Annotated in this window: 23 protein-coding genes and 1 tRNA gene; 23 read left to right on the top strand and 1 reads right to left on the bottom strand. The window is 61.6% G+C overall.

Annotation, left to right across the window (positions count from 1 at the left end; all coding sequences use genetic code 11):
- The first annotated feature begins 147 nt into the window (after positions 1–147).
- The 8 genes from ACH2AT_RS04015 to ACH2AT_RS03980 all read left to right on the top strand — a co-directional run bounded on the left by ACH2AT_RS04015 (position 148) and on the right by ACH2AT_RS03980 (position 6496).
- Positions 148–1332: an ABC transporter substrate-binding protein gene (locus tag ACH2AT_RS04015; protein WP_394963848.1), complete on the top strand. Its 1185-nt coding sequence runs from the start codon at positions 148–150 to the stop codon at positions 1330–1332.
- A gap of 200 nt (positions 1333–1532) precedes the next feature.
- Positions 1533–2420, top strand: a complete 888-nt coding sequence (locus ACH2AT_RS04010; protein WP_394963846.1) for a branched-chain amino acid ABC transporter permease — start codon at positions 1533–1535, stop codon at positions 2418–2420.
- Positions 2421–2430: 10 nt separating this feature from the next.
- Positions 2431–3540, top strand: coding sequence for a branched-chain amino acid ABC transporter permease (locus ACH2AT_RS04005; protein WP_394963844.1), 1110 nt, complete (start codon positions 2431–2433; stop codon positions 3538–3540).
- Between the two features lie 3 nt (positions 3541–3543).
- Positions 3544–4305 (top strand): ABC transporter ATP-binding protein, encoded by a 762-nt coding sequence (locus ACH2AT_RS04000; protein ID WP_394963842.1) that lies wholly within the window; start codon positions 3544–3546, stop codon positions 4303–4305.
- Positions 4306–4308: 3 nt separating this feature from the next.
- A complete protein-coding gene (locus tag ACH2AT_RS03995; RefSeq protein WP_177521121.1) occupies positions 4309–5025 on the top strand; it encodes an ABC transporter ATP-binding protein in 717 nt (238 codons plus the stop codon).
- Between the two features lie 140 nt (positions 5026–5165).
- A complete protein-coding gene (locus ACH2AT_RS03990) occupies positions 5166–5459 on the top strand; it encodes a hypothetical protein (protein WP_394963840.1) in 294 nt (97 codons plus the stop codon).
- Positions 5460–5566: 107 nt separating this feature from the next.
- Positions 5567–5658 (top strand) — tRNA-Ser (locus tag ACH2AT_RS03985).
- 229 nt (positions 5659–5887) lie between these two features.
- Complete coding sequence (locus ACH2AT_RS03980; protein WP_394963838.1) at positions 5888–6496, top strand: GH25 family lysozyme; 609 nt, start codon at positions 5888–5890, stop codon at positions 6494–6496.
- Positions 6497–6540: 44 nt separating this feature from the next.
- On the opposite strand, the gene pyk is transcribed toward ACH2AT_RS03980, so the two are convergent.
- Positions 6541–8283, bottom strand: a complete 1743-nt coding sequence (gene pyk / locus ACH2AT_RS03975) for a pyruvate kinase (protein ID WP_394963871.1) — start codon at positions 8281–8283, stop codon at positions 6541–6543.
- Positions 8284–8512: 229 nt separating this feature from the next.
- Between pyk and ACH2AT_RS03970 the strand changes: the two genes are divergently transcribed.
- The 15 genes from ACH2AT_RS03970 (at position 8513) to ACH2AT_RS03900 (ending at position 26021) form a co-directional block, all read left to right on the top strand.
- On the top strand, positions 8513–9688 hold the full coding sequence (locus ACH2AT_RS03970) for a phosphopentomutase (protein ID WP_394963837.1): 1176 nt from the start codon (positions 8513–8515) through the stop codon (positions 9686–9688).
- Positions 9689–9805: 117 nt separating this feature from the next.
- Positions 9806–10600, top strand: coding sequence for a YdcF family protein (locus ACH2AT_RS03965; protein ID WP_394963835.1), 795 nt, complete (start codon positions 9806–9808; stop codon positions 10598–10600).
- 39 nt (positions 10601–10639) lie between these two features.
- Positions 10640–11443, top strand: coding sequence for an ABC transporter ATP-binding protein (locus ACH2AT_RS03960; RefSeq protein WP_394963833.1), 804 nt, complete (start codon positions 10640–10642; stop codon positions 11441–11443).
- A 14-nt stretch (positions 11444–11457) separates the two neighbouring features.
- Complete coding sequence (locus tag ACH2AT_RS03955) at positions 11458–12885, top strand: hypothetical protein (RefSeq protein ID WP_394963831.1); 1428 nt, start codon at positions 11458–11460, stop codon at positions 12883–12885.
- Complete coding sequence (locus ACH2AT_RS03950; RefSeq protein WP_394963830.1) at positions 12872–14341, top strand: ABC transporter permease; 1470 nt, start codon at positions 12872–12874, stop codon at positions 14339–14341. Before ACH2AT_RS03955 ends, ACH2AT_RS03950 begins: the two co-directional genes overlap by 14 nt.
- Positions 14342–14462: 121 nt before the next feature.
- A complete protein-coding gene (locus ACH2AT_RS03945) occupies positions 14463–15881 on the top strand; it encodes an alanine/glycine:cation symporter family protein (RefSeq protein WP_394963828.1) in 1419 nt (472 codons plus the stop codon).
- A 121-nt stretch (positions 15882–16002) separates the two neighbouring features.
- Positions 16003–17010, top strand: coding sequence for an ABC transporter substrate-binding protein (locus ACH2AT_RS03940; protein ID WP_394963826.1), 1008 nt, complete (start codon positions 16003–16005; stop codon positions 17008–17010).
- Between the two features lie 119 nt (positions 17011–17129).
- The gene (locus ACH2AT_RS03935) at positions 17130–18077 is read left to right on the top strand and encodes an ABC transporter permease (protein WP_394963824.1); all 948 of its coding nucleotides are present in this window, start codon (positions 17130–17132) and stop codon (positions 18075–18077) included.
- Positions 18070–18864, top strand: coding sequence for an ABC transporter ATP-binding protein (locus ACH2AT_RS03930; protein ID WP_394963822.1), 795 nt, complete (start codon positions 18070–18072; stop codon positions 18862–18864). Before ACH2AT_RS03935 ends, ACH2AT_RS03930 begins: the two co-directional genes overlap by 8 nt.
- Positions 18865–19110: 246 nt before the next feature.
- Complete coding sequence (locus ACH2AT_RS03925) at positions 19111–19770, top strand: HAD hydrolase-like protein (protein ID WP_394963820.1); 660 nt, start codon at positions 19111–19113, stop codon at positions 19768–19770.
- A 14-nt stretch (positions 19771–19784) separates the two neighbouring features.
- On the top strand, positions 19785–21773 hold the full coding sequence (locus ACH2AT_RS03920; RefSeq protein ID WP_394963818.1) for a GDSL-type esterase/lipase family protein: 1989 nt from the start codon (positions 19785–19787) through the stop codon (positions 21771–21773).
- 66 nt (positions 21774–21839) lie between these two features.
- Positions 21840–22802 (top strand): NAD(P)H-dependent glycerol-3-phosphate dehydrogenase, encoded by a 963-nt coding sequence (locus tag ACH2AT_RS03915; protein WP_394963816.1) that lies wholly within the window; start codon positions 21840–21842, stop codon positions 22800–22802.
- Positions 22803–22873: 71 nt separating this feature from the next.
- Positions 22874–23194 (top strand): hypothetical protein, encoded by a 321-nt coding sequence (locus ACH2AT_RS03910; RefSeq protein ID WP_394963814.1) that lies wholly within the window; start codon positions 22874–22876, stop codon positions 23192–23194.
- Positions 23195–23349: 155 nt separating this feature from the next.
- A complete protein-coding gene (locus tag ACH2AT_RS03905) occupies positions 23350–24099 on the top strand; it encodes a YjjG family noncanonical pyrimidine nucleotidase (RefSeq protein ID WP_394963812.1) in 750 nt (249 codons plus the stop codon).
- A gap of 71 nt (positions 24100–24170) precedes the next feature.
- Positions 24171–26021, top strand: coding sequence for an ABC-F family ATP-binding cassette domain-containing protein (locus ACH2AT_RS03900; RefSeq protein WP_394963810.1), 1851 nt, complete (start codon positions 24171–24173; stop codon positions 26019–26021).
- Positions 26022–26036: the final 15 nt, after the last annotated feature.

The following is a 26036-nucleotide window of genomic DNA, read 5'->3' as shown; positions in this document are numbered from 1 at the left end:
CTATGGCGCTTTACAACGTTAAAAAGTATGTAAAAATAGCGAATTGTATCTTGCGGCGAATGTGTTTATAATTTTAGGAAACACCAGGCCTGGAAGGGCGGCGGAGGAGAGCCGGCCTTTCGGGCCGCCAACAGGAGGGAACATCATATGAAAAAGTTTTTGAGTGCCGCTCTTGCGGCCGCCATGGCGTTCAGCCTGGCCGCCTGCGGCTCCACTCCTTCGTCCACCGCCGGTTCTGATCCCGCTTCTGCGGGCACTTCCACCGCGGGCTCCACTGCCGGCGTGTTCAAGATCGGCGGCATCGGCCCCACCACCGGCAGCGCAGCCACCTACGGCAACGCCGTGAAGAACGGCGCCCAGATCGCCGTGGACGAGATCAATGCCCTGGGCGGCGTTCAGTTCGAACTGAACTTCCAGGACGACGAAAACGACGTTGAGAAGGCGATGAACGCCTACAACACCCTGAAGGACTGGGGCATGCAGGTCCTGCTGGGCACCGTTACCACCCAGCCCTGCCTGACCGTTGCCCCCGAGGCCGCGGCGGACAACCTGTTCCTGCTGACCCCGTCCGCTTCCAACCCGGACGTTATCGCTGAGGACAATGCCTTCCAGGTCTGCTTCACCGACCCCAACCAGGGCATCGCCTCCGCCGACTACATCGCCGACAACGGCCTTGCCACCAAGATCGCCATCATCTACGACAGCTCCGACGCCTACTCCACCGGCATTCGTGACAAGTTCGTGGAAGAGGCCGCCAACAAGGGCCTGGAGATCGTGACCAACGAGGCTTTCACCGCCGACAACAAGACCGACTTCTCCGTGCAGGTGCAGAAGGCCAAGGATGCCGGCGCCGAACTGGTGTTCCTGCCCATCTACTACGCCGAGGCCAACCTGATCATCCAGGAGATGGATAAGCAGGGCTTCGACGCTCTGATCTTCGGCTGCGACGGCCTGGACGGCCTGCTGACCATCGAGGGCGCCGACCTGTCCCTGTTTGAGGGCGTTATGCTGCTGACTCCCTTCGTGGCGGACGCGGACGACGAGGCCACCCAGGCGTTCGTTTCCAAGTATCAGGAGAAATACGGCGAGATCCCCAACCAGTTCGCCGCTGACGCCTACGACGGTATCTACACCATCCTGGCTGCCATCGAGCAGTCCGGCGCCACCCCCGACATGGACGCTTCCACCCTGTGCGATGCACTGAAGGTTGCCATGACCGAGATCACCGTGGACGGCCTGACCGGCGAAGGCATGCAGTGGGAGGCCACCGGTGAGGTGAACAAGGCTCCCCGCGCCATGAAGATCGAGAACGGCGCTTACACCGCGATGTAACTGCGGCGTTTCCCAATGCACCAAAGGGGGTGCCGGCCAGATGTGCCGGCACCCTTTTTTTGCAAAAAGGCGGTGCTTTCGCCAAGTTTTTCTTGTGCGCACTTTAGAACAGTGCTATAATAAGTAGGATATTTGCGGGCCGGGCTCGCCATCGCCGAAGGGCGGAAAAGAGGCCGGCTTAAGGAAAAGGGGAATTGGGCATGGAGTTTACATCCTATCTGATCAATGGCATCAGCCTCGGCAGTGTGTATGCCATTATCGCCCTGGGCTACACCATGGTCTACGGCATCGCCAAGATGCTGAACTTTGCGCATGGCGACGTTATCATGGTGGGCAGCTACATTGTGTTCATCGCGGTCAACCAGATGGGGATCCCGCCGCTGGCGGCGATCCTGATCTCCATGGCGCTGTGCACGGTGCTGGGCCTGGCCATCGAGCGGTTCGCATACAAGCCGCTGCGCGGCGCATCTTCGCTGGCGGTGCTGATCACCGCCATCGGCGTGAGCTACCTTCTGCAGAACCTGGCGTTGCTGATCTGGGGTTCCGACCCGAAGAACTTCACCTCCGTGGTGGCCATCTCCGCGCTGGACCTGCATCTGGCGGGCGGCAGGATCGTCGTTTCCTCCGAGACAGTGATCACCATCGTCTCGGCCGCGGTCATCATGGTGGGTCTGAGCCTTTTCGTCAACCATACCAAGCTGGGCCACGCGATGCTGGCGGTCTCGGAAGACAAGGGCGCCGCCCAGCTGATGGGCGTGAACGTAAACTCCACCATCGCCCTTACCTTTGCCATCGGTTCTGCGCTGGCGGCGGTGGCCGGCGTGCTGCTGTGTTCGGCATATCCCTCGCTGACGCCCACCACCGGTGCGATGCCCGGCATCAAGGCCTTCACGGCGGCGGTGTTCGGCGGCATCGGCTCCATCCCCGGCGCGATGCTGGGCGGCGTGCTGCTGGGCATCATCGAGATCATGAGCAAGGCTTACGTGTCCACCCAGCTGGCGGACGCCATCGTGTTTGCCGTTCTGATCATCGTGCTGCTGGTGCGGCCTACGGGCCTCTTGGGCAAGCCCATGAACGAGAAGGTGTGAGGTGGCTGTGATGAATGCATTGAAAAACATGAAAAAGACCACGCGCAGCAACCTGATCACCTACGGGCTCGTCGTGGTATTCTACATCGTCGTGCAGGCGATGACCGTGGGCGGCGTGCTGAACAACTCCATGAAGGGCATGCTTGTGCCCATCTGCACCTATGTGGTGCTTGCGATCTCGCTGAACCTCACCGTGGGCATCCTGGGCGAGCTGAGCCTGGGCCATGCGGGCTTTATGAGCGTGGGCGCTTTTTCCGGCGCGGTGTTCTGGGTCGTCACCGGCTCCGAAATGCCTTCTGTGCTGGGCTTTGCGCTCTCCATGCTCATCGGCGGCGTGGTGGCCGGCGTGTTCGGCTTCCTCATCGGCATCCCGGTGCTGCGGCTGCGGGGCGACTATCTTGCCATCGTGACGCTGGCCTTCGGCGAGATCATCAAGAATGTGCTGAACACCGTGTATCTGGGCCTTGACTCAAACGGTTTCCACTTCTCGATCAAAGACTCCGCCTCCATGGGCCTTGCGCCGGACGGCGACGTCATCATCAACGGCGCTATCGGCATCAGCGGCATGAAGAAGGCGTCCACCTTCCTGGCGGGCGTCATCCTCATCCTCATCACCCTGTTCGTGATTTTGAACCTCATCAACTCCCGCGCGGGCCGGGCCATCATGTCCATCCGCGACAACCGCATCGCCGCCGAGGCCACCGGCATCAATGTGACCAAGTACAAGCTGATGGCCTTCATCACCTCCGCGGTGTTCGCGGGCATGGCCGGCGTTCTGTATGCGCTGAACTTTTCCGCGCTGGCGGCCAAGAAGTTCGACTACAACACCTCCATCCTGGTGCTGGTGTTCGTGGTGCTGGGCGGCATCGGCAATATCCGCGGCTCCATGATCGCGGCCACCGTGCTCTACGTTCTGCCGGAGCTGCTGCGCGGCGTGGCGGACTACCGCATGCTGGTGTACGCCATCGTGCTGATCGCGATGATGATCTTCAACCAGAGCCCCCAGATCGTGGCCTGGCGCGCGCAGATGGCAGACAGGATCGCTGCAAACCCGAAATTCCGCAAGCTGGCGGCCCGCTTCCAAAAGAACGGCCCGCAGGGCAAGAAAGAGGAGGCGTGAGGCATGGCACTGCTTGAAGTAACCAACCTGGGCATCGCCTTCGGCGGCCTGCAGGCTGTGGCCCAGCTGGACATGAAGATGGAAAAAGGCCAGCTCTACGGCCTCATTGGCCCCAACGGCGCCGGCAAGACCACGGTGTTCAACATGCTCACCGGCGTTTACCGCCCCACCGAGGGCGACATCATCCTGGACGGCAAGAACATCACCGGCCAGCAGCCGGCCAAGATCAACCAGGAGGGCATCGCCCGCACCTTCCAGAACATCCGTCTGTTCGACCAGATGAGCGTTCTGGACAACGTGAAGATCGGCCTGCATAACCAGGTGAAGTATTCCATGTGGACCGGCATCTTCCGTCTGCCCGGCTTCCGCGAGAAGGAACGCCAGATGAACAAGCAGGCGATGCAGCTGCTCAAAATTTTCGATCTGGACAAAGAGGCCGGCCTGCCCGCTTCCAGCCTGCCCTACGGCAAGCAGCGCAAGCTGGAGATCGCCCGCGCGCTGGCCACCAATCCGAAGCTGCTGCTGCTGGACGAGCCCGCCGCCGGCATGAACCCCAACGAGACCGAGGAGCTGATGAACACCATCAAGGCGGTGCGCGACCGCTTCGATCTGGCCATCCTGCTCATCGAGCACGACATGAACTTCGTCATGGGCATCTGCGAGTACATCTATGTGCTGGACTATGGCCGTGTCATCGCCCAGGGCACGGGCGAATCCATCCGCAACAACCCCAAGGTCATTGCGGCGTATCTGGGAGGTGATTGAGCCATGGGTGAAATGCTTCGTGTACAGGACATCAACGTGTTTTACGGCTCCATCCATGCCATCCGGGACATTTCCTTCCATGTGGACGAGGGCGAGATCGTCACCCTGATCGGCGCCAACGGCGCCGGCAAGACCACCACCATGCACGCCATCTCCGGCCTGCTCAAACTCAAGGGCGGCGAGATCGACTTTATGGGCCAGAAGATCAGCCAGATGGAGGCCCACAAGATCATCCGCCTGGGCCTGGCTCAGGTGCCGGAAGGCCGCCGTGTGTTCAGCCACCTGTCGGTGCAGGAAAACCTGGAGATGGGCGCCTTCACCCGAAAGGACTCCAAGGATGCCATTGCCGACGACCTGGAAATGGTGTTCGAGCGGCTGCCCCGCCTGAAAGAGCGGCGCAAGCAGCAGGCGGGCACTTTGTCCGGCGGCGAGCAGCAGATGCTGGCCATTGGCCGCGCGCTGATGTGCAAGCCCAAGATGCTGCTGCTGGACGAACCCAGCATGGGCCTGTCGCCCCTTCTGGTGAAGGAGATATTCCACATCATCGAGGATGTGAACCGGGACGGCGTGACCGTCCTTCTGGTGGAGCAGAACGCCAAGATGGCGCTGGAAATTGCCGATCGGGCCTATGTGCTGGAGACCGGCACCATCAAGATGGAAGGCCCCGCCGACGAGCTGGCCAACAACATCGAGGTGCGAAAAGCCTATCTGGGCTGCTGAAAAAACAAAGAGCAGGGGAGAACATGCCCCTGCTCTTTTCCCTTTTGCGGATGGGCGGAACAAAACACGGACGGCGGCATATAGTGGGATAGCCAGCACGAACGTGTTGCAACACACCATTTTTTCAGGAGGTATGCCTTATGTCCATGCCCGTTATTTCCATGCATTCCAATCCCATCACCATGTGCCAGGCGGTCACCGACCTGCTGGAGAGCATCGCGCTGGAGGAGACGGCTCTCAGCCACATCCTCAACGCCGAGGGCGAGAAGCTGCAGTGCGTCATCGGTATGGAGGACGTGAACTTCTGCCAGCTGATGGAGGTCAACGAGTCCGTGGCCAACATGGTCAACGTCGTGGCCACCATGGAGCAGGCGCTGAAGGATAAGCTGGAGTTCATCAGCAACAACCTGTATTATCCCGCCCGCGTGGAGTGAAACAAAAAAATGCCTGCTGAAAGCAGGCATTTTTGCATTTTGGGGCTTGACAGGAAGCCCTCTTTTCGGTATTATATATAAGCGGCTTTGAGGGCCGCAGAGTGAATGGAAAGATGGCTGAGCTGGTCTAAGGCGCACGACTGGAAATCGTGTGTGGGCTATAAACCCACCGAGGGTTCGAATCCCTCTCTTTCCGCCATAACCGGGCAGACGCCGTGCGTCTGCCCGGTTTTGTTTGTGAGGTGAGCCCGATGAAGCTGTTTCCTGCGTTCAGGCGCCAGCCCCACGGCGCGGCAAGGCGCATTGCCGGAGCCTGTCTTTTTGCGGGCATCGTCCTGGCGGCCGCCGCGGCAGTCGTGCTCTTAAATGACGGACCGCCTCGTCTGAACGCGCCTTCCCGAAACCGGTATCCAGTGCGCGGCGTGGATGTGTCTGTCTATCAGGGCGAGATCGACTGGCAGGCGCTGGCGCGGCAGGGCGTTTCCTTCGCGTTCATCAAGGCAACGGAGGGCAGCGGCTCACAGGACCCGAACTTCCGGCAGAACTGGCAGCAGGCGCGCCAGAGTGGTCTGCGGGCCGGGGCCTATCACTTTTTCAGTTTTGAAAGCGGGGGAGACACCCAGGCGGAAAATTTCATCCGGGCAGTGGAACCGTTCGACGGGATGCTGCCGCCCGTGGTGGATGTGGAGCTCTATGGCAGCAAGAAGCTGCATCCGCCCGCCCGAGAGGAAGTGACCGAGCAGCTCACGCTGCTTTTGAAGCGGCTGGAGGAGCATTATGGCATGCGCCCGGTGCTCTACGCCACCGGCAGCGCCTATGGCCGGTATCTGGCGGGGGGTTACGAAGGATACGATATCTGGATACGGAACGTCTATTTCACCCCTCGCCTCAAAGACGGCCGGGACTGGACCTTCTGGCAGTACACCGACCGCGGGCAGCTGGACGGATACGCCGGCGAAGAGCCTTATATCGACCTGAACGTGTTCAACGGCACAGAAGAAGAATTCGCGGCCTATCCTGAAAGCCAAACGAGATAAAGCAAGCCCCGGGAACACTCCCGGGGCTTGCTTAATTTGCGCGTTCAGTCCGCCATGCTCTGCACGATGCCGCGGCCGCAGTCCACCGAGACCATCGCGCCGTCTTTCAAAACGCGGGTGGCGCCGGAAGCGCCCACCAGGACCGCCTTGCCCAGCGTCAGGCCCACGATGGCGGCGTGGCTGTTCAGGCCGGCCTCCTCCACCACAATGGCGCTGGCGTCACGCATGGCGTCCAGCATCTCATTGTTGGTGTAGGGGACCACCAGCACGTCGCCCTTGCGGAACTTGGTTGTTACGTCGTGGTTGCTGCGGCAGATGCACACAGGGCCTTTGGCGTTGTGGTCGCCGATGCCCACACCGTTCAGCAGGGAGTCGCCCACCATGTGCACCTTGAGCATGTTGGTGGTGCCGGAGATGCCCACCGGCACGCCGGCGGTCACCACAACCAGGTCGCCGGTGTGCACAAGGCCGGCCTCCTCGGCGGTCTTGACCGAAAGGTCGATGAGTTCATCGGTGTTGTGGGCGTAGGGCATCAGCAGGGGAGTGACGCCCCAGGAAAGGGCCAGGTGACGCTGCACCCAGTCGTCCACCACGCAGGAGATGACCGGGGTGGAGGGGCGGCCCTTGCTCACCAGGCGGGCGGTCTCGCCGCTCTTGCTCACGGTGATGATGGCGGCGGCCTTCACGTCGGCGGCGGTGGTGCCCGCCGCATGGGCGGTGGCGCCCACGATGCTCATGCGGGAGTCCACAGGGGCTTTGCGCATGCGGCTGAAGTAGCTGGCGTCGTTCTCGGTGCGCTCGGCGATGGCGGCCATGGTGCGCACGGCCTCCACAGGGTACTTGCCGGCGGCGGTTTCGCCGCTGAGCATGATGGCGCTGGTGCCGTCGTAGATGGCGTTGGCCACGTCGGTGATCTCGGCACGGGTGGGGCGGGGATTTTCGATCATGCTCTCCAGCATCTGGGTGGCGGTGATGACCGGCTTGCCGCTGGAGAAGCTGTGGTAGATGATCTCCTTCTGAATGACCGGGATCTCGGTGAAGTCGATCTCCACGCCCATGTCGCCGCGGGCCACCATCACCGCGTCGGCGGCGGTGAGGATCTCGTCGATGTTGTCCACGCCCTCGCGGTTCTCGATCTTGGCGATGATGCGGATGTGGGAGTTGTGGTTGTTCAGCAGGCGGCGCACTTCCTGAATGTCCTGGGCGCTGCGGGTGAAGCTGGCGGCGATGAAGTCAAAGCCCTGTTCGATGCCAAAGAGGATGTCGTCCTTGTCCCGCTGGCTCATGTAGGGCATGGACAGGGAAACACCGGGCACGTTCACGCCCTTGTTGTTGCTGATGGGGCCGCCGTTCTCCACCTTGCAGGTGATGTCGGTGTCGGTGAGCTTGGTAACGGCCAGACTGATGAGGCCGTCCGCCAGCAGCACGGTGCTGCCCACAGAAAGGTCGCCGGGCAGGTCCTTGTAGGTGATGGAGCAGATCTCGCTGGTGCCCTCCACATCCCGGGTGGTGAGGGTGAAGGTTTGGCCGGTCACCAGCTCGGTCTTGCCGCCGGCGAATTGCTTCAAACGAATTTCAGGGCCCTTGGTGTCCAGCAGGGCGGCCACAGGCTGGTTCAGCTCTTCGCGCAGGCGCTTGAGGGCGTCCAGCCGGCGCTTGTGCTCTTCATGAGTGCCGTGAGAAAAATTGAAGCGGGCGACGTTCATGCCGCTCAGGATCATATCCCGAAGCACGTCCTCCCGGTCCGTGGAAGGGCCCAGGGTGCACACGATCTTGGTTTTACGCATTCTGTTCATAAGGAACCTCCTGAAATGTTAGAACCTCGAATTTTCACCAGCATATATTATACACCTGAATGCAAGCGCGTCAAAGGCCCAAAAGCAATTTTAAAAAGTTTTAACATCCCTGTGCAAACGAGGGGAGAAAACTTCTCTCTCCGGCTTAACTTCCTGTGGGGAATATTGTATAATGGAATCACCTTTAGACATAAGACCATTCCAAGGAGGAAATATCACCATGACAAAGCGCGTTTTTCTGATCGTGCTGGACAGCTTCGGCATCGGCTACGAGCCGGATGCGGATAAATTCGGCGACGTGGGGGCCAACACCCTTGCCTCCATCGCAAAGGACCCTGGTTTTGCGGCGCCAAACATGGCCTCTCTGGGCCTGTTCGATCTGGACGGCGTGCAGTGCGGCGCGCCGGTGCGGCCCATTGCGGGCAGCTGCGTGCGCCTGCAGGAGGCCAGCAACGGCAAGGACACCACCATCGGCCACTGGGAGATCGCCGGCGTGGAAAGCGAGCGGGCGCTGCCCACCTATCCCGACGGCTTCCCCCCCGAGGTGATCGAGCAGTACGAAAAGATCACCGGGCGCAAGGTGCTGTGCAACAAGCCCTATTCCGGCACCGAGGTGCTGAAGGACTACGGCGAGGAGCACATGCGCACCGGCGCGCTCATCGTCTACACCTCGGCGGACAGTGTGTTCCAGGTGGCCGCCCACGAAGAGGTGGTGCCGCTGGAGCAGCTATATGAATACTGCCAGATGGCCCGGGATATGCTCAAAGGCGAGCATGGCGTGGGCCGCGTGATCGCACGGCCCTTCGTGGGCAGCTGCGCGGCAGACTTCAAGCGCACCTCCAACCGCCACGACTATTCCCTCAAGCCCCCCGCAAAGACCATGCTGGACTATCTGAAAGCCGCCGGCAAAGACGTAATCGGCGTGGGCAAAATTTATGATATTTTCGACGGCGAGGGCCTGACCGAGAAGATCCGCACCAGCGGCAACACCGACGGCATCCGGGTGATGCTGGAGCTGGCGGACCGGGATTTCGAGGGCCTTGCCTTCATCAACCTGGTGGACTTCGACATGATCTACGGCCACCGGCGCAACATTCCCGGTTATGCGGCGGCGGCGTCCGAGTTTGACCGGGGCCTCGGCGCGCTGCTGAAAAAACTGCGCCCGGGCGACGTGGTGATGATCACCGGCGACCACGGCTGCGACCCCGGCTTCACCAAGACCACCGACCACACCCGGGAGTATGTGCCGCTGCTGGTGGCCGGCCCCGAGGTGAAGAAGGACAATAACCTGGGCACTGTGCTGGGCTTCGGCGCCATCGGCCAGACCATTTGCACGGCGCTGGGCGTCAAGGCGAAGCTGGACGGCCAGGACCTGGCTGCGAAAATTTTCAACTGAACCCTCACGGCGGGTGAAATAAAATCCGCGCTCCATTCGTTTACCCTGTGAGGCTCTTTTGAATCGGGACCGCCGGCCCGCAGCGGGAAGTGAGAAACTCCATTGAAAAGGGACAAAATGCAGATCAGGATCATCATCGTGTGGGCGCTGGCAGCCGTCCTTCTGGCCGACAGCGTGCTGCGCAGCTTTCGCTCCAACTTCAACTTCGGCCTTCTTTTGATGTATCTTCTCACGGCGGCGCTTTGGGCCTATGCCGTGTTCCACCGCCCCATCGACGCCTTTTGCGCCGAGGGCGTGGGCCGCTGGCTGAAAATGCTGTTCTTCTGCGGCGCGGGCGTTTTCTGCCTGCTGCTGGGCTTTGTGGCCGTCAGCGGCTATGCCGGCGCGGCCAGCGGGCAGGAAAAGGCCATCGTGGTGCTGGGCGCGGGCCTGCGAAAGGACGTGCCTTCCGATTTGCTGCGCCGCCGCCTGGACGCCGCCTATGCCTATTACCTGGAAAATCCCGAGGTGGTGATCGCAGTCACCGGCGGGCAGGGCAGCGGCGAGACCATCCCGGAAGGGGTGGCGATGGCCCGCTATCTGGTGGAAAAGGGCGTGCCGGAGGAGCAGATCGTGGTGGAGCAGAAGAGCACCTCCACCGAAGAGAATCTGCTGTTTGCAAAAGAACTCCTGGAAGAGCGGGGCATCGGCGCGGACGAGCCCATGGCGGTGGTGACCAATGCCTTCCACTGCTACCGCGCCCGCTGCTACGCCCGGCTGGTGGGCTTTGAACAGGTAAGTTCCGTCCCCGCGGGCATCAGCCTCAACTCGGTGATGCCCTGTTACATGCGGGAGGTCTTCGCCGTGCTTTACTATTGGGTGTTCAAAACGAGCCAGAGCGGCTGGATCAGCCCGCTTGTGGGTATTTTATGAGAACGGCGGCCCGAAAGGCCGCAGCGAAGAGGTGAAAGAATGGCGCCAATCATCTGCGTGGAACATCTGCGCAAGGTGTACCGGGTGGGCAAGGAAAAAGTCATCGCCCTGAAAGATGTGAACCTTGCCATCGAACCCGGTGAGATCTGCTGCATCGTGGGCCCTTCGGGCAGCGGCAAATCCACCCTGCTCAACCAGCTTGCAGGGCTGGAAAAGCCAACAAAGGGCAGCGTGCACATAGGCAAGCACGAGATCAGCGCGATGAACGAAAACCAGCTGGCAAAGTTCCGCCAGGCGCACCTGGGGTTCATCTTCCAAAGCTACAACCTGCTGCCCAACCTCACCGCCGCCGAGAACGTGGCGCTTCCGCTGATGTTCAAGGGCGTGCCCCGCAAAAAGCGGCTGGAAATGGCCAAGGCGGAGCTCAAGCGCATGGGCCTGGGCAAGCGTGCGAACCACAAGCCCACCGAGATGAGCGGCGGCCAGCAGCAGCGCGTGGGCATTGCCCGTGCGTTCGTGGCAAAGCCCAAGGTCATCTTTGCCGACGAGCCCACCGGAAACCTGGACTCATCCACCACCCGCCAGGTGCTTTACCGCATGCTCACCATGGCGAAGGAGAACAACATCACCTTCGTGATGGTCACCCACGAGCGAGATCTGGCCGACGTGGCGGACCGGGTCATCACCATCCGGGACGGCATGGTGGAGAGCAACATCCTTCTGGACGAACAGGAAAAGGCGCAAAAGCAGGCCGAACTGTTCAAGGATATTCTGGAATCGAAGCAGGAGGCGCCGCCGGAGCCTCAGACCACCGTACCGGCAGACAGTATCACCGACGAATGAGAGGAATCACATCCATGAAACAGATGAAGAACAAGATCATCAGCCTTTCCCTGGCGCTGGCTTTGGCGCTGGGCGTGTTTGCCGGCGCGCCGGTGTACGCGGAAGGGGAAGGCGGCACCACCGAGACCATCACTGTCACCAATGGGAACTCCGGCGCAACGCCCACCCCTTCTCCCGACCCCACTCCCACCCCCGATTCCAAGAACGTGCTTGTGATCAATTACGATGTGGGCGGCAGCTTCGGCGCCCATCTGCGCCCCGGCGAAAAAGCCAACATCAGCATCACCGTGTCCGATGAATGGGCCCAAGGCAAAAATGCCGGTCTTCGCGGCCGTATCAACACCAGCAGTTTCTCTGGTAAAGACGCCATTGCGGAAAAACGCGGCGACGGTACATACAAATTTGTGTTTACGGATGTGACCTACAACGGCGGCAGCAACGAATTCAGCTTTGACGTGATCACCGAGGGTGGTGACGAGCCCCGTGAGCTCGTCCCCGTGAGCCTCACCATCATCCAGTGCGCCGAGGCCATTGAACCCACCCCCGCGCCCACTCCTGCGCCGCAGGAAGTGCCCAAGATCATGGTGAAGGACTTCACCTTCGGCGGCAACAGCGTGGAGGCCGGCAAGGAGTTCACCCTGGAGCTGACCCTGTTCACCACCAGCGGCAACACCAATCTGGAAGACGTGATGGTGGGCCTGACCTTCCCCACGGACTCCAAGAACGTCAGCCTCGCCAGCGGCAGCATGAACACCTATGTGGGCGTGATGGCTCCCAACGAGACCCGCACCATCAGCTACAAGATGATCACCGACGCCACCATGGAGCCCGGCTCTGTGAACATCACCGTGCAGCTGACCAGCAAAAACGGCGAGGCTGCCACCTCTCCCATCTCTATTCCCGTGACCCAGCCCGAGCGCTTTGAGATCACCAATGTGGAAGCGCCCGAGACCATGATGATGGGCGAGGAGGGCTACCTCTCAGTCACCTTCGTCAACAAGGGCAAGAGCGCCATCAACAACCTCACCGCCGAGATCCAGGGCGAGAACCTGGCCAACCCCGGCCAGAGCCAGTTTTTGGGCAACGTGGCCGCCGGCACCGAGAACTCGGTGGACTTCAGCGTGATGGCTTCCGCCGAGGGCGTCATCAACGGCAAGGTCATCCTGAGCTATGAGAACGCCAAGGGCGAAGTGGCCACGCTGGAGAAGGAATTCTCCTGCACCGTGGAGGCCATGCCCGTTTACGACGACCCCGGCATGATGGATCCCGGCATGATGGACCCCACCATGGGCGATGATGTGAGCACCGGCATGCCCATCTGGGGCTGGGCCCTCATCGTTGTGGGCGTGGGCGCTGTTGTTGCGGTCGTCGTGGTGGTGATCCGCAAGAAGAAGGCTGCGAAGAAACTGGCACAGCTGGAGGAAGAAGATGAAGATATCTGATCTGCTGCGCTTCAGCACGGATAGTCTTCGGCGGCGCAAAGGCCGCACCGCCCTGACGGTGATCGGCGTGGTGGTGGGCACCTTCGCCATCATCGTGTTGATCAGCCTGGGCATTGCAAGCAACGCCCAGAACGAAGCCATGCTTCAAAGCTGGGGCGATCTGACCCAGATCCAGATCTATAACTATTCCTACGGCGCCGCGGGCGACATCCCCAAGCTGGACGATGAAATGCTGGAGACCTTCCGCAGCCACGAACATGTGGTGGCGGCCACGCCGTTCTATTCCTCCAACTCCATAAACGGCAATGTCTATGCGGGCAAAGGTGACCGGTATGAAGCATATCTGTGGGATTGTTACGGCGTGGACATGAACGCACTGGAGGCAATGGAGTTTCAGCTGCAAAGCGGCAACTGGATCGCCGACGATGTGAACCTGGGCAAAAAGAAGATCCCCGTGCTGGTGGGCGCTAATTTTGCCTATCAGTTTCAGGATACCCGCAAGAGTTACAACAGCGGCAAGCGCCAACGTTGGGCGGGGCAGACCGACTCGCTGGGCAATCCTATTCCGCCTTTTGTGGACATCAGCAAGGACAAACTTACCCTGAAACTCACCGCCTATGACACCAACGGCAACGAGAAAACCAGCGAGTTCCAGCTGGTGGTGATGGGTACGTTTGTGTCGGATACGTCCAAACATTATTTCACCGAATCCGGTATCGCCATGCGCGTGTCGGACATGAAACTGCTGGAGAAGGAGTATCAGCGGCTCAGCGGCAAGAAAAACAACTCCAGCGGCGGCGTGATGATCTCCAACGGCACGGTCATGCGCGAGCAGGACAACGGCTATCAGGAGGTCTACGTTAAGGTGGATGACGTGGAGAATGTGGGTGAAGTGGAAGAGTGGATCCACGACATCGGCTATGAACAGACCAACTCCATGACCCAGATCCGCGAGGAGATGCAGGCCAGCGTGGTGAAGAGCCAGCTCATCCTGGGCGGCACCGCCGCTATATCCCTTTTTGTGGCGGCGCTGAACATCGCCAACACCATGATGATGTCCATCTACGAGCGCACCAAAGAGATCGGCGTGATGAAGGTGCTGGGCTGTGAGGTGGGCAAGATCCGCAACATGTTCCTGGTGGAGGCCGGGTGTCTGGGCCTGCTGGGCGGCATCATCGGCGTGGCGTTGAGTTATGCAGCCTCGGCCATCCTGAACAACCTGGGTACCATCGTCGCCCTGTTCGGCGGCGGCGGGGTGGACCTGAGCGGCCTGCTGGGGAGCCTGGGCAGCATGGGCGGTATGTACGGCGGCATGGGCGGGCAGATCTCCATCATCCCCCCGTGGCTTGTGCTGCTGGGGCTGGGTTTTTCCACCTTGGTGGGCGTCATCTTCGGCCTGTGGCCGGCGGTGAAAGCCACCCGCATCAGCGCACTGGAAGCCATCCGGCACGAATAAAAACGATTCAGCGAGGCTCCCTTGAACGGGGGCCTCGCCTTTTTGTTTTCCGGCAGGTACATCCCCGGGCCGGGCCGCCGCATATACATGTCCTGAAACTTATGAAAAAAGGAGAAGGGACATGGAAACTGCGGAACGGGCGCTGGGATTTGTGATGGAGGCGCTTCATCAGCTGGCCTGGGGGCCGGGCACCATCTGCCTGCTGGCTTTATGCGGTGTTGTGTTCAGCGCATCCACCGGTTTTTTCCAGCTGCGCGGAGTGCGCTTCTGGCTGGGGCGGACCCTGGGCGCGGCGTTCAAAGGTGGAGGCAAGCGGGGCGCGACCACCGCTTTCCAGTCTGCCTGCACGGCGCTGGCGGCAACTTTGGGCACGGGAAACATCGCCGGCGTGGCCACCGCGCTGGTGGCGGGCGGGCCGGGGGCGGTGTTCTGGATGTGGCTCTCGGCACTGCTGGGTGCCATGACCGCCTATGCAGAGAACGTTCTCGCCGCCCTCTACCGCGGCACCAGCCGCAGAGGCGACCCGGTGGGAGGGGCGATGTTCTACATCGAGAAGGGCCTGCACAGCCGCCGTCTCGCGGCGGCGTTCAGCTTTTTCTGCCTGCTGGGCTCGCTGGGCATGGGCAACATGGCGCAGGCAAACTCCATCGCCGAGGGCCTGCGGGACGCCTTTCACATTCCGCCGCTGGCCACCGGCCTTGCGGTCGCGGGGGTCATAGGCGTCACCATCGCCGGCGGCGTCGCCCGGGTGGGGCGGGTCGCCGAAAAGATCGTGCCCTTCATGGCCGTGGCCTACACCGGCGGGGCGGTGCTCATCGTGCTGCTCAACATCCAACGTCTGCCCGGCGTTGTGGCCATGATCTTCCGGGAGGCATTTTCCCTCCGGGCCGGCCTTGGCGGGGCGGCGGGCTACGGCCTTGCCAGGGCGCTGTCGGTGGGCGTGGCCCGCGGGGTCAGCTCCAACGAGGCGGGGCTTGGCTCCTCGGTGATGGCGAACTCCGCCGCCGGATGCTCGCCGGTGGAGCAGGGGATGTGGGGCATCATGGAAGTGGCGGTGGACACCCTCTTCATGTGCACCCTCACCGCCCTTGCCATTTTGTGCAGCGGGGCCTATGACCTCAACGTCTATACCGAGGCAAAGGCCCGTGGCCTTCTGGAAACGCTGCCAAACGGCGCGGCTCTCACCGCCGATGCGTTCCGCGCCGCCTTCGGCCCTTGGGGCGGCGTGTTCCTGGCGGTCAGCCTGTCCCTGTTCGCCTTTTCGACTCTGCTGGGCTGGAGCTGCTACGGCGCGCAGGCGGCGGAATATCTGTGGGGCGGATGGGCGGCCGGGACCTACAAGGCGGTGTTCGTGGCGGTCATCGTGCTGGGCTGTGTGACCCGGCTCGAACTGGTATGGGAGATCTCCGACACCTTTAACGGCTTCATGGCCCTGCCCAACCTGGCGGCGCTGCTCTGGCTCAGCCCGCGGGTCATCCGGGAGAGCCGCCGCGGCCTGCCCTCTCGAAAGAGGGCGCGTTTCAAACAAACAGCGGCATAATGGGAGAAAACCCTTGCATGGAGAAGGATTCGGTGGTATACTTTAGTGCAGTAACACATTGCGGCAATAAATCAGCCGCGGATGTGAAGGGCCGCCTGGCCCGAACAGGAGGGAATTGACCATGAAAAAGCTGATTTGTGCATGTACGGCGGCGATGCTGGCTGTCTCCATGCTGGCGGGCTGCGGCGGCCAGACGTCCACCCCCGCTTCCGAAAGCGGTTCCGCGCCCGCATCCCAAGGCGCCGGCAGCGCCTATGTGGTGGGCGTGTGCCAGCTGGCGCCCCACGACGCGCTGGATGCCGCCACCCAGGGGTTCCAGGACGCCCTGAAAGAGGCCCTGGGCGACCAGGTGACCATTGAAGTGAAGAATGCCGCGGGCGACTCTCCCACCTGCGCCACCATCGTCAACGGTTTTGTTTCCGCTGACGTTGACCTCATTATGGCAAACGCCACCGCCAGCCTGCAGGCGGCTGTGGCCGCCACCTCCGACATCCCCATCCTGGGCACTTCGGTCACCGAGTACGGCGTGGCCCTGGGCATTGAGGGCTTTTCCGGCACCGTGGGCACCAATGTGTCCGGCACCTCCGACCTGGCCCCGCTGGACCAGCAGGCCGCGATGCTGCAGGAGTGGTTCCCCGACGCCCAGAACGTGGGCCTGCTCTATTGCTCTGCCGAGCCTAACAGCCAGTATCAGGTGGACGTCGTACAGGCGGAACTGGAGAAGCTGGGCTACACCTGCACCCAGTACGCCTTCTCTGACACCAACGACATGGCCTCCGTCACCCAGAACGCCGCCGACAACAGCGATGTGATCTATGTGCCCACCGATAACACGGTGGCCAACAACACCGGCGTGGTGGATAACATCTGCCGCCCCGCGGGCGTGCCTGTCATCGCGGGTGAAGAGGGCATCTGCTCCGGCTGCGGCGTCGCCACCCTGTCCATCAGCTACTACGACCTGGGTGTTGCCACCGGCGAGATGGCGGTGAAGATCCTCACCGGCGAGGCCAACGTCTCCGAAATGCCCATCGAATATGCGCCCCAGTTCACCAAGAAATACAACGAAGCCATCGCGGCCGACCTGGGCCTGACCGCTCCGGAGGGCTACGAGCCGATCGCTGCCGAATGATTTGCTTTGATTGAGCGAAAAAAGCAGGGGAAAAGGCTTTCCTTTTCCTCTGCTTTTTGCTATAGTAGTAAGGAAAAGCATCAACGGGGCGATGTGCCGCCCCGCAGGAGGGAAGACTCATGGATTTTCTCAACGCGCTGCCGGGCGCTGTGTCCCAGGGGCTGATCTGGGGCATCATGGCCATCGGCGTGTACATCACGTTCCGCGTCCTGGACATTGCGGACCTCACGGTGGACGGCTCTCTGTGCACCGGTGCGGCGGTGTTTGCGGTGATGTTCACCGGCGGGGCCAGCCTGTGGCTGGCCATGCTGGCAGCCACGCTGGCGGGCATGGCGGCGGGCCTTGTCACCGGCCTCTTACAGACAGCCTGCGGCATCCCGGCCATTCTGGCGGGCATCCTGACCCAGCTGGGGCTGTATTCCATCAATATGGCAATCATGGGAATGAAGGCCACTGTGGCCATCAACGTGACCACCAACGAAATGCTGGACAAGCTGCTGGTCTCCCTGCGCTTCGTCACCGACGTGGCCAAGGGCACCCGCCCGTTCTGGCGGCATCCCATCTTTGTGGGCGGCCTGTTCACCCTGGCCATCATCGCTTTGCTCTACTGGTTTTTCGGCACCGAGCTGGGCTGCTCTCTGCGCGCCACCGGCGCCAACGCCAACATGGCCCGCGCCCAGGGCATCAACACCAACTTTGCCAAGGTGCTGGGGCTGGTGGTCTCCAACGGCCTGGTGGCCCTTTCCGGCGCGCTGCTGGCCCAGTACAACAGCGCCAGTGAGATCAACATGGGCCGCGGCGCCATCGTCATCGGTCTGGCCGCCGTCATCATCGGCGAGGTCATTTTCGGCAAGGTGTTCGTCAATTTCGCCCTCAAGCTGTTCGCGGTGGTGCTGGGCTCCATCATCTACTACATTGTGCTGCAGGCGGTGCTGGCCCTGGGCCTCAACGCCAACTACCTGAAGCTGCTGGCGGCGTTGGTGGTGGCGCTGTTCCTGTCGGTGCCCTACTGGAAGGACCGGTATTTCTCCAAATCGGTGAAGAAGGGAGGCGCCCGCAATGCTTGACGTCAAAAACATCTCCAAGACCTTCAACGCAGGGACCGTCAACGAAAAGGCGGCGCTGAACGGCCTGTCGCTGCATCTGGACGAGGGCGACTTCGTCACCGTGATCGGCGGCAACGGGGCGGGCAAAAGCACGCTGCTGAACGCGGTGGCGGGCGTGTGGCCGGTGGATTCCGGCGCCATCATGATCGACGGCGTGGACATCACCCGCCTGCCGGAGCACAAGCGGGCAAAGTACATCGGCCGCGTCTTTCAGGACCCCATGATCGGCACAGCCGCCACCATGCAGATCGAGGAGAATCTGGCCCTGGCGGCCCGGCGCGGCCAGCGGCGCGGCCTTGGCCCCGGCATCACCCGGGAGGAACAGGAAGAGTACAAAGAGCAGCTCAAGATGCTGGGCCTGGGCCTGGAGAACCGGCTCACCACCAAGGTGGGCCTGCTCAGCGGCGGCCAGCGTCAGGCGCTCACCCTGCTGATGGCTTCCCTCAAAAAGCCCAAACTGCTCCTTCTGGACGAGCACACCGCCGCCCTGGACCCAAAAACGGCGGCCAAGGTGCTGGAGCTTTCCGCAAAGATCGTGGCGGAGCACAACCTCACTACGCTGATGATCACCCACAACATGAAGGACGCCATCCAGTACGGTAACCGGCTCATCATGATGCATGAGGGCCGCGTCATCTATGACGTGAGCGGCGAAGAGAAGAAGAATCTGAAAGTGGCGGATCTGCTGCTGAAATTCGAGCAGGCCAGCGGAAGTGAACTGGACAACGACCGGATGCTCCTTTCCTGAATCATGCGATTTTTGGCCCGGCGCGGCGACGCGCCGGGCTTTTTGCAATATTTAAAGGAAGCGTATCGTATTATAAACGTCGGTCTGGTGAAATTCCACGCCTTTGCGTTGTGTCGGAACAGGAAAAATGGTATAATAACTTTGCCGGCGCTGCCCCGGGTCCACCCGGCCCGCTCTTTCGAACGGCAGGCGGCGCCTGCGGCACGGCCCAAAAGCCGCGCCCAACACAGGAAAGGCGGTGCCAGTTTGGCTTGTTTTGACGCAGTGCTGTTTGATGTGGACGGCACATTGATCCATTCCAGTCCAGGTATCCTCGCGACCATGGAGTACACCTTCCGCGCGGTGGGCATCGACCCTGCGAGGATCGACCTCAACCGATATCTTGGGCCACCGCTTCGGCGCAGCTTTGCCGAGCACATGCGCAGGGAAGAGGATGTGGAGCGCATGGTGCGCATCTACCGCGACCGCTATCACGAGGTGGGCCAGCATCAGTGCCAGGTGTTTCCCGGTGTGCCGGAAATGCTGCAGCGGCTGCAACGTGCAGGTGTAAAACTCTACACCGCCACGTCCAAACCCACCTCGGTGGTGACCCCCATCCTGCGGGAACTGGGCCTGGCGGATCATTTCACCTTCATCGGCGGCGCCAGTGAAGACAAGAGCGTGGACACGAAAACGGCTGTGATGCGCACGGTGCTGGTGCGCCCGGAACTGAAAGGCGCGCGGGTGCTCATGGTGGGCGACCGGGCCGACGACATGCGCGGCGCGGCAGACTGCGCGGTGCCGGCAGCGGCGGTGCTGTACGGATATGGAAGCAGGGAAGAACTGCTTCCCTTCGAACCGTGCTTCGCGGCTCAGACCTGTGAACAGCTGGCTGATTTCATCCTCGGCCAGGGAGCAAATGATTAAAGGAGGGCAATCGAATGCCTCAGAACAGACGCAAGTCCCGTGGCGGCCCGGCGCCGCTCACCCCCAAGCAGAAGCAGGCAGCCATCGTGCTGGGTATCTGCGCCCTTGTGCTGATCATCACCATCGTAGCGGTGAGCGTCATCGTTTCAAAAGCCGGCGGCGGCCAGCCCGATTCGGGCAGCACCAGCCAGACTTCCTCCGGCACCAGCCAGATCGTGGCGGGCGGCTTTGACGCCAGCAAGTACGGCGACGCTGTGCTGGGCGAGACCGAAGACGCCGGCGCGGAGTATATCAACGAGACCATCTTCGTGGGCGACTCCAACACCTACCGCTACTATCAGTACAATCTGCTGGATCTGGATCAGGTGGTGGCGGTGGAAGGCCTGGGTATCCAGGAGTTCACCACCGACAAGTCCATCTATTTCAAGGGCGATGACAACGGCTATTCCATCCCCGATGCGCTGGCCAAGATGAAGCCCCGCCGCATCATCGTGATGATGGGCACCAACAACGCCGACGGCACCATGAGCGCCTCCGACTTCGCCTCCAACTACCGCACCGCTCTGGAGGCTGTCAAGACGGCCTATCCCTACACCGATATCATCGTCTCCGCCGTGCCTCCCATCCCCGAGGACCACTCCAGCTATGCCAGCATGAGCATGGAGACGATCAACGAGTTCAACGATGCGCTGGCTCAGGTGTGCGCCGACAATGGCTACAAATTCCTGAATGTCAGCGAAGTCCTGGTGGGGGACGACGGCTACGGCAAGTCTCAGTACTTCCTGTCCGGCGACATCCATCTGAAAAAGGACGCGCTGACCGCCATTATGGAATATGCCCGCACCCATGCCTACCTGGGCACTGAGGACCGCCGCCCTGACACCGACAACATCCCCGAGCGCCGCAAGACCGGCTCCACCGGCACGGTGACTGCCACGCCGACTCCCTCGCCGGATGAAAAGACCTATACCGCCCAGTACAATGTGGACAAGAACGTGGGCGGCACCCTGACCAGCGGCGACAAGAAGGGCGTCACCAGCCTGAGCTTCAAGGACCTGACCAGCAAGAGCAGCGTTTCGGTGACCGCCGTGCCTGCCGACGGCTATGAGTTCCTCAAATGGAGCGACGGCAACACCAACGCCACCCGCACCGACAAGGACTTCAAGCAGAACGTCAACGTGACCGCCATGTTCGGCGCGAAGCTTGTGGTGAGCATCAAAGAAGGCAGCTCCGGCACCACCACGGTGGGCCAGGGCGTTACCCTGCACGCCAATGTGAGCGACCGCTCCAGCATCAATGTGGACAACGACATCTACTGGACCGTCAACGGCACCGAGTTCCGCCGCGGCATCAGCGCCGGCTATACCCCGGACAAAGAAGGCACCTACGAGATCAAGGCGAACGTGACCCTGAACGGCAAGACCTACAGCGCCACCTATACGCTGACTGCGAAGGCTGGCGTGGTGAATCCCACTGGCATCACCGTGAACGGCGGCACTACCGTGAGCAGCAGCGGCGGATCGGTAACATTGACCGCAACGGTCACCCCCAGCAATGCGCAGGGGACCGTCAGCTGGAGCGTTACTTCCGGTGCAACTCTGAGTGCCACCTCCGGTTCCAGCACCACCGTGACTGTGCCGGCCAACAACAGCACTTCCCCGGTGACCTATACTGTTACAGCCAAAATCGGTAATGTAAGCGGAACTGCAACCATCACCGTGGAAGGCAAAGCGCTGCAGACGATGAATGTTTCCATCAGCGGCGAAACAAATACTACCACTGGCCAGCAGTATACCTATACTGTTAACAACGCACCCTCCGGAGCAACCATTACCTGGGGAGGCGATGTTTCTGGAAGCGGAAGCAGTGTCAACTTTACGCCGTCCGAAGCGAAGAGCTATACCATTACTGTTACCGTGAAGGCAGATGGGTACACCGATGGCACTGCCAGCATCACAGTGAATGCAACAGCTCCTGCGACTCAAGGCAACGAATCCGAATAACATCAAAGGCCGCCCTGCCCGGCAGGGCGGCCTTTTCACGAATCAAAACAGCAAGGAGAACGCACCATGAAACTTTCCGTCCTGGGCTGCGGCCGTTGGGGCACTTTTCTGGCCTCCTACCATTGCGCGAAGAACGAAGTCCTGCTGTGGGGCCGCCCCGGCTCCCGCGGGCTTGCCCGGCTTCGGGCCGAGCGCAGAAATGAATACCAGGCTCTGCCGGATCCGCTTCTTTTGGGGGACGATCTGGCCGCCGCGCTGGCCTTTGGGCCGGTGGTGGTCATTTCCATCAGCGCCCAGCAGCTTCGGCAGCTGGCGGCGCAGATCCAGCAGCATGATGTGAAGGGAAAGACCTTTATCCTTTGCATGAAGGGCATCGAAGTAGCCACCGGCAAACGCCTGACCCAGGTGTTCCGCGAAGAGGTCGCCCAACCGGTGAAGGTTGCGGTGTGGGTGGGGCCCGGCCATGTGCAGGATTTCTCTGCCGGGGTGCCCAACTGCATGGTGGTGGACTCGGACGACCCCGCCACCACCGACTTCATCGTGAACAACCTCAGCAGCGACCTCATCCGCCTGTACAAAGGGCGCGACCTCATCGGCACCGAGGTGGGCGCCGCCGCCAAAAACGTCATCGGCATTGCCGCCGGCATGCTGGACGGGGCGGGCTACACCAGCCTCAAGGGCGCGCTGATGGCCCGGGGCGCCCGGGAAATAGCCCGGCTCATCCGCGCCATGGGCGGCAACGAGCTTTCGGCCTATGGCCTGTGCCACCTGGGCGATTACCAGGCCACCCTGTTTTCTTCTCACAGCCACAACCGCCAGTTCGGCGAGAGCTTCATCAAGGGCGAGCCCTTCGACCGCCTTGCCGAAGGCGCTTCCACCGTGCAGGCGCTGGTGCGGCTGGGCGAGGAATACAAGGTGGACCTGCCCATCTGCCAGACAGTGAACGGCCTGCTGTACAACGGCCTTTCCGCGGATGAAGTCATCCCGCGCCTGTTCAGCCGTTCGGTCAAGGGCGAATTCGACTACTGAGCGTACTGCCTGCTCCCCGCGCACACCCCCTCGCAGGGCTGCATACATTGGGGCAAGGGAGGCGTTTGACCATGACTGATTTGTGCCAATGCCTGCGGGCGTATGCCCCGGGCGACGAAGACGTGACCAACGGCAGTGTGGAGAACTATGATCTGAACTGGGGCGAACCGGTGGCCACGCCGGACTGCAGATGCGGCGAATGCTGCGGCTGCGGTAGCCGCTGTTCCTGCAATTGCAGGAACTCCTGCGGCTGCCAGAACTGTTGCAGCTGCGAGGACAGCTGCACCTGCACGCCCGAGCCGGAACCTGATCCTGACCCTGTGGAATGCACCGGCGGCCGCTGCGGCTGCACGGCGTCGGAGGAAGGCGCTTATCCCATCATCGACCTGTGAGCGCGGCGGCACCCGGACAATGGCTTCGGCATGTCCGGGTGCCGCTGCATCTGTGCGCCGCTTCCCTTGACGAATGGGGCGGAATAAGCGATAATAGACAAGGTAAGCGCCGCCGGAAAGGGCGGCAAAGGATATGAAAAGGGAGAGATCGACCCATGGCATATTATCATTGCCTTTTGCTGGATGTGGACGGCACCTTGATGGATTTTGCTGCTGCCGAGCACAAGGCTTTTCACGAAACGATGAGCGAGTTCGGCCTGCCTGCCACCGATGAAGTGGAGCACACCTACCACACCATCAACAAGGGCCTCTGGGCCGCATTGGAAAAAGGCCAGATCAAGCGGGACAAGCTGGTGGTCCGCCGCTTTGAGGAACTGCTGGCGGCGCTGGGAGCCTCCGGCGACACGGCGCGGATGAACGCCTTCTATCTGGACCGCCTCAGCGAGCATCCCGACCTGATGCCCGGCGCGCTGGAGGCTGTGAAGGAGTTGTCGGAGGTGGCCACCCTTGCGGTGGTCACCAACGGTGTGGAGCATGTGCAGGAAAAGCGGCTGAAAGAGTCCGGCCTGGGCGCGTATATGGACGCTGTGTTCATCTCCGAGCGCCTCGGCGTGGAAAAACCAAACCGCCGCTTTTTTGAGACAGCCCTGCGCAGCCTGGGCATCGAGAACCGGGGCAAGGTGCTGGTGGTGGGCGACAGCCTCACCGCCGATGTGAAGGGCGGCCAGAACGCAGGGCTGGATACCTGCTGGTTCAATTGGGAAGGCAAGGAAGCTCCCGCAGAGAACGGGCCCACCCATACCGTGCGCACCTGGGAGGAACTGTACGCCATCGTCATGGAGTCGGACGAACTGGAAAACGTGGGCCAGACCCGGCGCAAACATCAGTTTGAGCAGGGCGGCTGAGGCGGCTCTGCCAAAGAAACGGAACGAACATGGTACTATCCTTACAAAACATCGGAAAAAGCTTTGGCGAGATGGTGGTCCTTGAGGGCATCAGCGCCACGGTGGAGCAGGGGGAACGCATTGGCATCGTGGGCGAAAACGGCGCCGGCAAGACCACTCTGCTCAAGATCCTCTGCGGTGAGTATCAGCCCGACGAGGGGGAAATGCAGCTGACCCGGGGCGTGAGCCTGGGGTATCTGGAACAGAACAGCCAGCTGGACCCCCGGCAGGACGTTTACGGCGAGATGCGCAATGCCTTTGCGCCGGTGCTGGACGCCATGAACCGCATGCGCCTGCTGGAGAAAAAACTGGAAAAGGCCCCACACGACCAGGAGGTCCTGGCAGAGCATGCCAGGCTTTCGGCGGTCATTGACGCGGCTGACGGCTACAACATGGACGTGAATATCAAAAAGGTGCTCAGCGGCATGGGCTTTGGGCCGGAGACCTATCAGAAAAGCGTGGCGGTGCTCTCCGGCGGCGAGCACACCCGGCTGTGCCTGGCGCGGCTGCTGCTCCAGCGCCCGGACGTGCTGATTTTGGACGAGCCCACCAACCATCTGGATTTCATCACCATGGAATGGCTGGAAGGCTACCTGAAGAGCTATTCCGGCGCGGTGCTGGTGGTCAGCCATGACCGCTATTTTCTGGACGAGGTCTGCACCCGTATCTGGGAAGTGGAAGGCCACGGCCTGACCAGCTACAAGGGCAATTACTCCGCCTTTTTGCCCCAGAAAGAGGCGGCGGTGGCCCTGCAGCAAAAGCAGCACGACGCCGACGTGGCCAAGGCTCAGAAGCTGGAGGACTACATCGCCCGCAATCTGGTGCGTGCTTCCACCACCAAAATGGCCCAGAGCCGCCGCAAGCAGCTGGAAAAGCTGGATATCACCGAAAAGCCCGCCAGCGGGCCCCAGCAGCTGAAATTCCGCTTTGAGTTCGACGTCACACCCTACAACGAACTGCTGACCCTCAAAAACCTCTGTGTCAAGATCGAAGGCCGCACGCTGCTGGAACCCTTTGACCTGCAGGTGCTGCGGGGCGAGCGGCTGGTTATCGCCGGCCCCAATGGCGCGGGCAAATCCACCCTGCTGCAGGTGCTGGCCGGGCGCCGTAAGCCCAGCGGGGGAATGGTGCGGCTGGGCGCCGGGGCAAAGGCCAGCGTTTTCGAGCAGCAGCAGCTTCGCCGCGGCGGCCGCGTCATCGACGCGATCTGGGACAAGTGGCCCCGTATGACCGAGCTGGAAGTGCGCAGCCATTTGGCCCGCTTCGGCTTTAGGGGCGAGGACGTGTTCAAGCCCTGCAGCGCGCTGTCCGGCGGCGAACTTGCCCGCCTGCGCCTTTCCGAGATCGTGCTGGAACGGCCCAACCTGCTGTTCATGGACGAGCCCACCAACCACCTGGACATCTATACCCGGGACAGCCTCACCGAGGCCCTCACGGCCTACGAAGGCACGCTGCTGCTCATCACCCACGACCGCTATCTGATGAACAGCCTGGCCTGCCCCATCCTTTACATCGAGAACGGCAAGGCCACCCTCTATGAAAGCTACGAAAAGATGATGGGCCGCGGCCAGGCAGCGCCCGAACCGGCCCCCGCAGCGCAAACCGCCACCGGCGGCAAAGCCTCCTACGGCAAGGAACAGCGCCGCCGCCGCGCGGAACTTCGCGCCCGCATCAAGGCGGTGGAGGATGAGATAGAGGCCATCGGCGCCCGGGTGGTGGAGCTGGAAAATTCCATCAACGACCCCGAGGTGCTGCGGGACCACATCCTCCTGCGGGACACCTGCGACGAGCTGGAGGACACCCGCTTCCACCAACAGGAGCTTTTCGACGAGTGGGAAAAGCTGCTGGAAGAACAGGACCAGTACGAGCAGGAAGAAGAATAAAACAGCAAAAGCCTC

The sequence above is a fragment of the Candidatus Allofournierella excrementigallinarum genome (genome assembly GCF_944388085.1).
Classification (GTDB): Bacteria; Bacillota; Clostridia; order Oscillospirales; family Ruminococcaceae; genus Allofournierella_A; species Allofournierella_A excrementigallinarum.
This window is presented reverse-complemented; position numbering and strand designations above follow the sequence as displayed.

What these genes read in the sequence shown, in the direction of transcription:
- ACH2AT_RS04015 (WP_394963848.1), top strand. Translation starts at nt 148, where the DNA reads ATGAAAAAGTTTTTGAGTGCCGCTCTTGCGGCCGCCATGGCGTTCAGC.
- ACH2AT_RS04010 (WP_394963846.1), top strand. Translation starts at nt 1,533, where the DNA reads ATGGAGTTTACATCCTATCTGATCAATGGCATCAGCCTCGGCAGTGTG.
- ACH2AT_RS04005 (WP_394963844.1), top strand. Translation starts at nt 2,431, where the DNA reads ATGAATGCATTGAAAAACATGAAAAAGACCACGCGCAGCAACCTGATC.
- ACH2AT_RS04000 (WP_394963842.1), top strand. Translation starts at nt 3,544, where the DNA reads ATGGCACTGCTTGAAGTAACCAACCTGGGCATCGCCTTCGGCGGCCTG.
- ACH2AT_RS03995 (WP_177521121.1), top strand. Translation starts at nt 4,309, where the DNA reads ATGGGTGAAATGCTTCGTGTACAGGACATCAACGTGTTTTACGGCTCC.
- ACH2AT_RS03990 (WP_394963840.1), top strand. Translation starts at nt 5,166, where the DNA reads ATGTCCATGCCCGTTATTTCCATGCATTCCAATCCCATCACCATGTGC.
- pyk (WP_394963871.1), bottom strand. Translation starts at nt 8,283, where the DNA reads ATGCGTAAAACCAAGATCGTGTGCACCCTGGGCCCTTCCACGGACCGG.
- ACH2AT_RS03970 (WP_394963837.1), top strand. Translation starts at nt 8,513, where the DNA reads ATGACAAAGCGCGTTTTTCTGATCGTGCTGGACAGCTTCGGCATCGGC.
- ACH2AT_RS03965 (WP_394963835.1), top strand. Translation starts at nt 9,806, where the DNA reads ATGCAGATCAGGATCATCATCGTGTGGGCGCTGGCAGCCGTCCTTCTG.
- ACH2AT_RS03960 (WP_394963833.1), top strand. Translation starts at nt 10,640, where the DNA reads ATGGCGCCAATCATCTGCGTGGAACATCTGCGCAAGGTGTACCGGGTG.
- ACH2AT_RS03955 (WP_394963831.1), top strand. Translation starts at nt 11,458, where the DNA reads ATGAAACAGATGAAGAACAAGATCATCAGCCTTTCCCTGGCGCTGGCT.
- ACH2AT_RS03950 (WP_394963830.1), top strand. Translation starts at nt 12,872, where the DNA reads ATGAAGATATCTGATCTGCTGCGCTTCAGCACGGATAGTCTTCGGCGG.
- ACH2AT_RS03945 (WP_394963828.1), top strand. Translation starts at nt 14,463, where the DNA reads ATGGAAACTGCGGAACGGGCGCTGGGATTTGTGATGGAGGCGCTTCAT.
- ACH2AT_RS03940 (WP_394963826.1), top strand. Translation starts at nt 16,003, where the DNA reads ATGAAAAAGCTGATTTGTGCATGTACGGCGGCGATGCTGGCTGTCTCC.
- ACH2AT_RS03935 (WP_394963824.1), top strand. Translation starts at nt 17,130, where the DNA reads ATGGATTTTCTCAACGCGCTGCCGGGCGCTGTGTCCCAGGGGCTGATC.
- ACH2AT_RS03930 (WP_394963822.1), top strand. Translation starts at nt 18,070, where the DNA reads ATGCTTGACGTCAAAAACATCTCCAAGACCTTCAACGCAGGGACCGTC.
- ACH2AT_RS03920 (WP_394963818.1), top strand. Translation starts at nt 19,785, where the DNA reads ATGCCTCAGAACAGACGCAAGTCCCGTGGCGGCCCGGCGCCGCTCACC.
- ACH2AT_RS03915 (WP_394963816.1), top strand. Translation starts at nt 21,840, where the DNA reads ATGAAACTTTCCGTCCTGGGCTGCGGCCGTTGGGGCACTTTTCTGGCC.
- ACH2AT_RS03910 (WP_394963814.1), top strand. Translation starts at nt 22,874, where the DNA reads ATGACTGATTTGTGCCAATGCCTGCGGGCGTATGCCCCGGGCGACGAA.
- ACH2AT_RS03905 (WP_394963812.1), top strand. Translation starts at nt 23,350, where the DNA reads ATGGCATATTATCATTGCCTTTTGCTGGATGTGGACGGCACCTTGATG.
- ACH2AT_RS03900 (WP_394963810.1), top strand. Translation starts at nt 24,171, where the DNA reads ATGGTGGTCCTTGAGGGCATCAGCGCCACGGTGGAGCAGGGGGAACGC.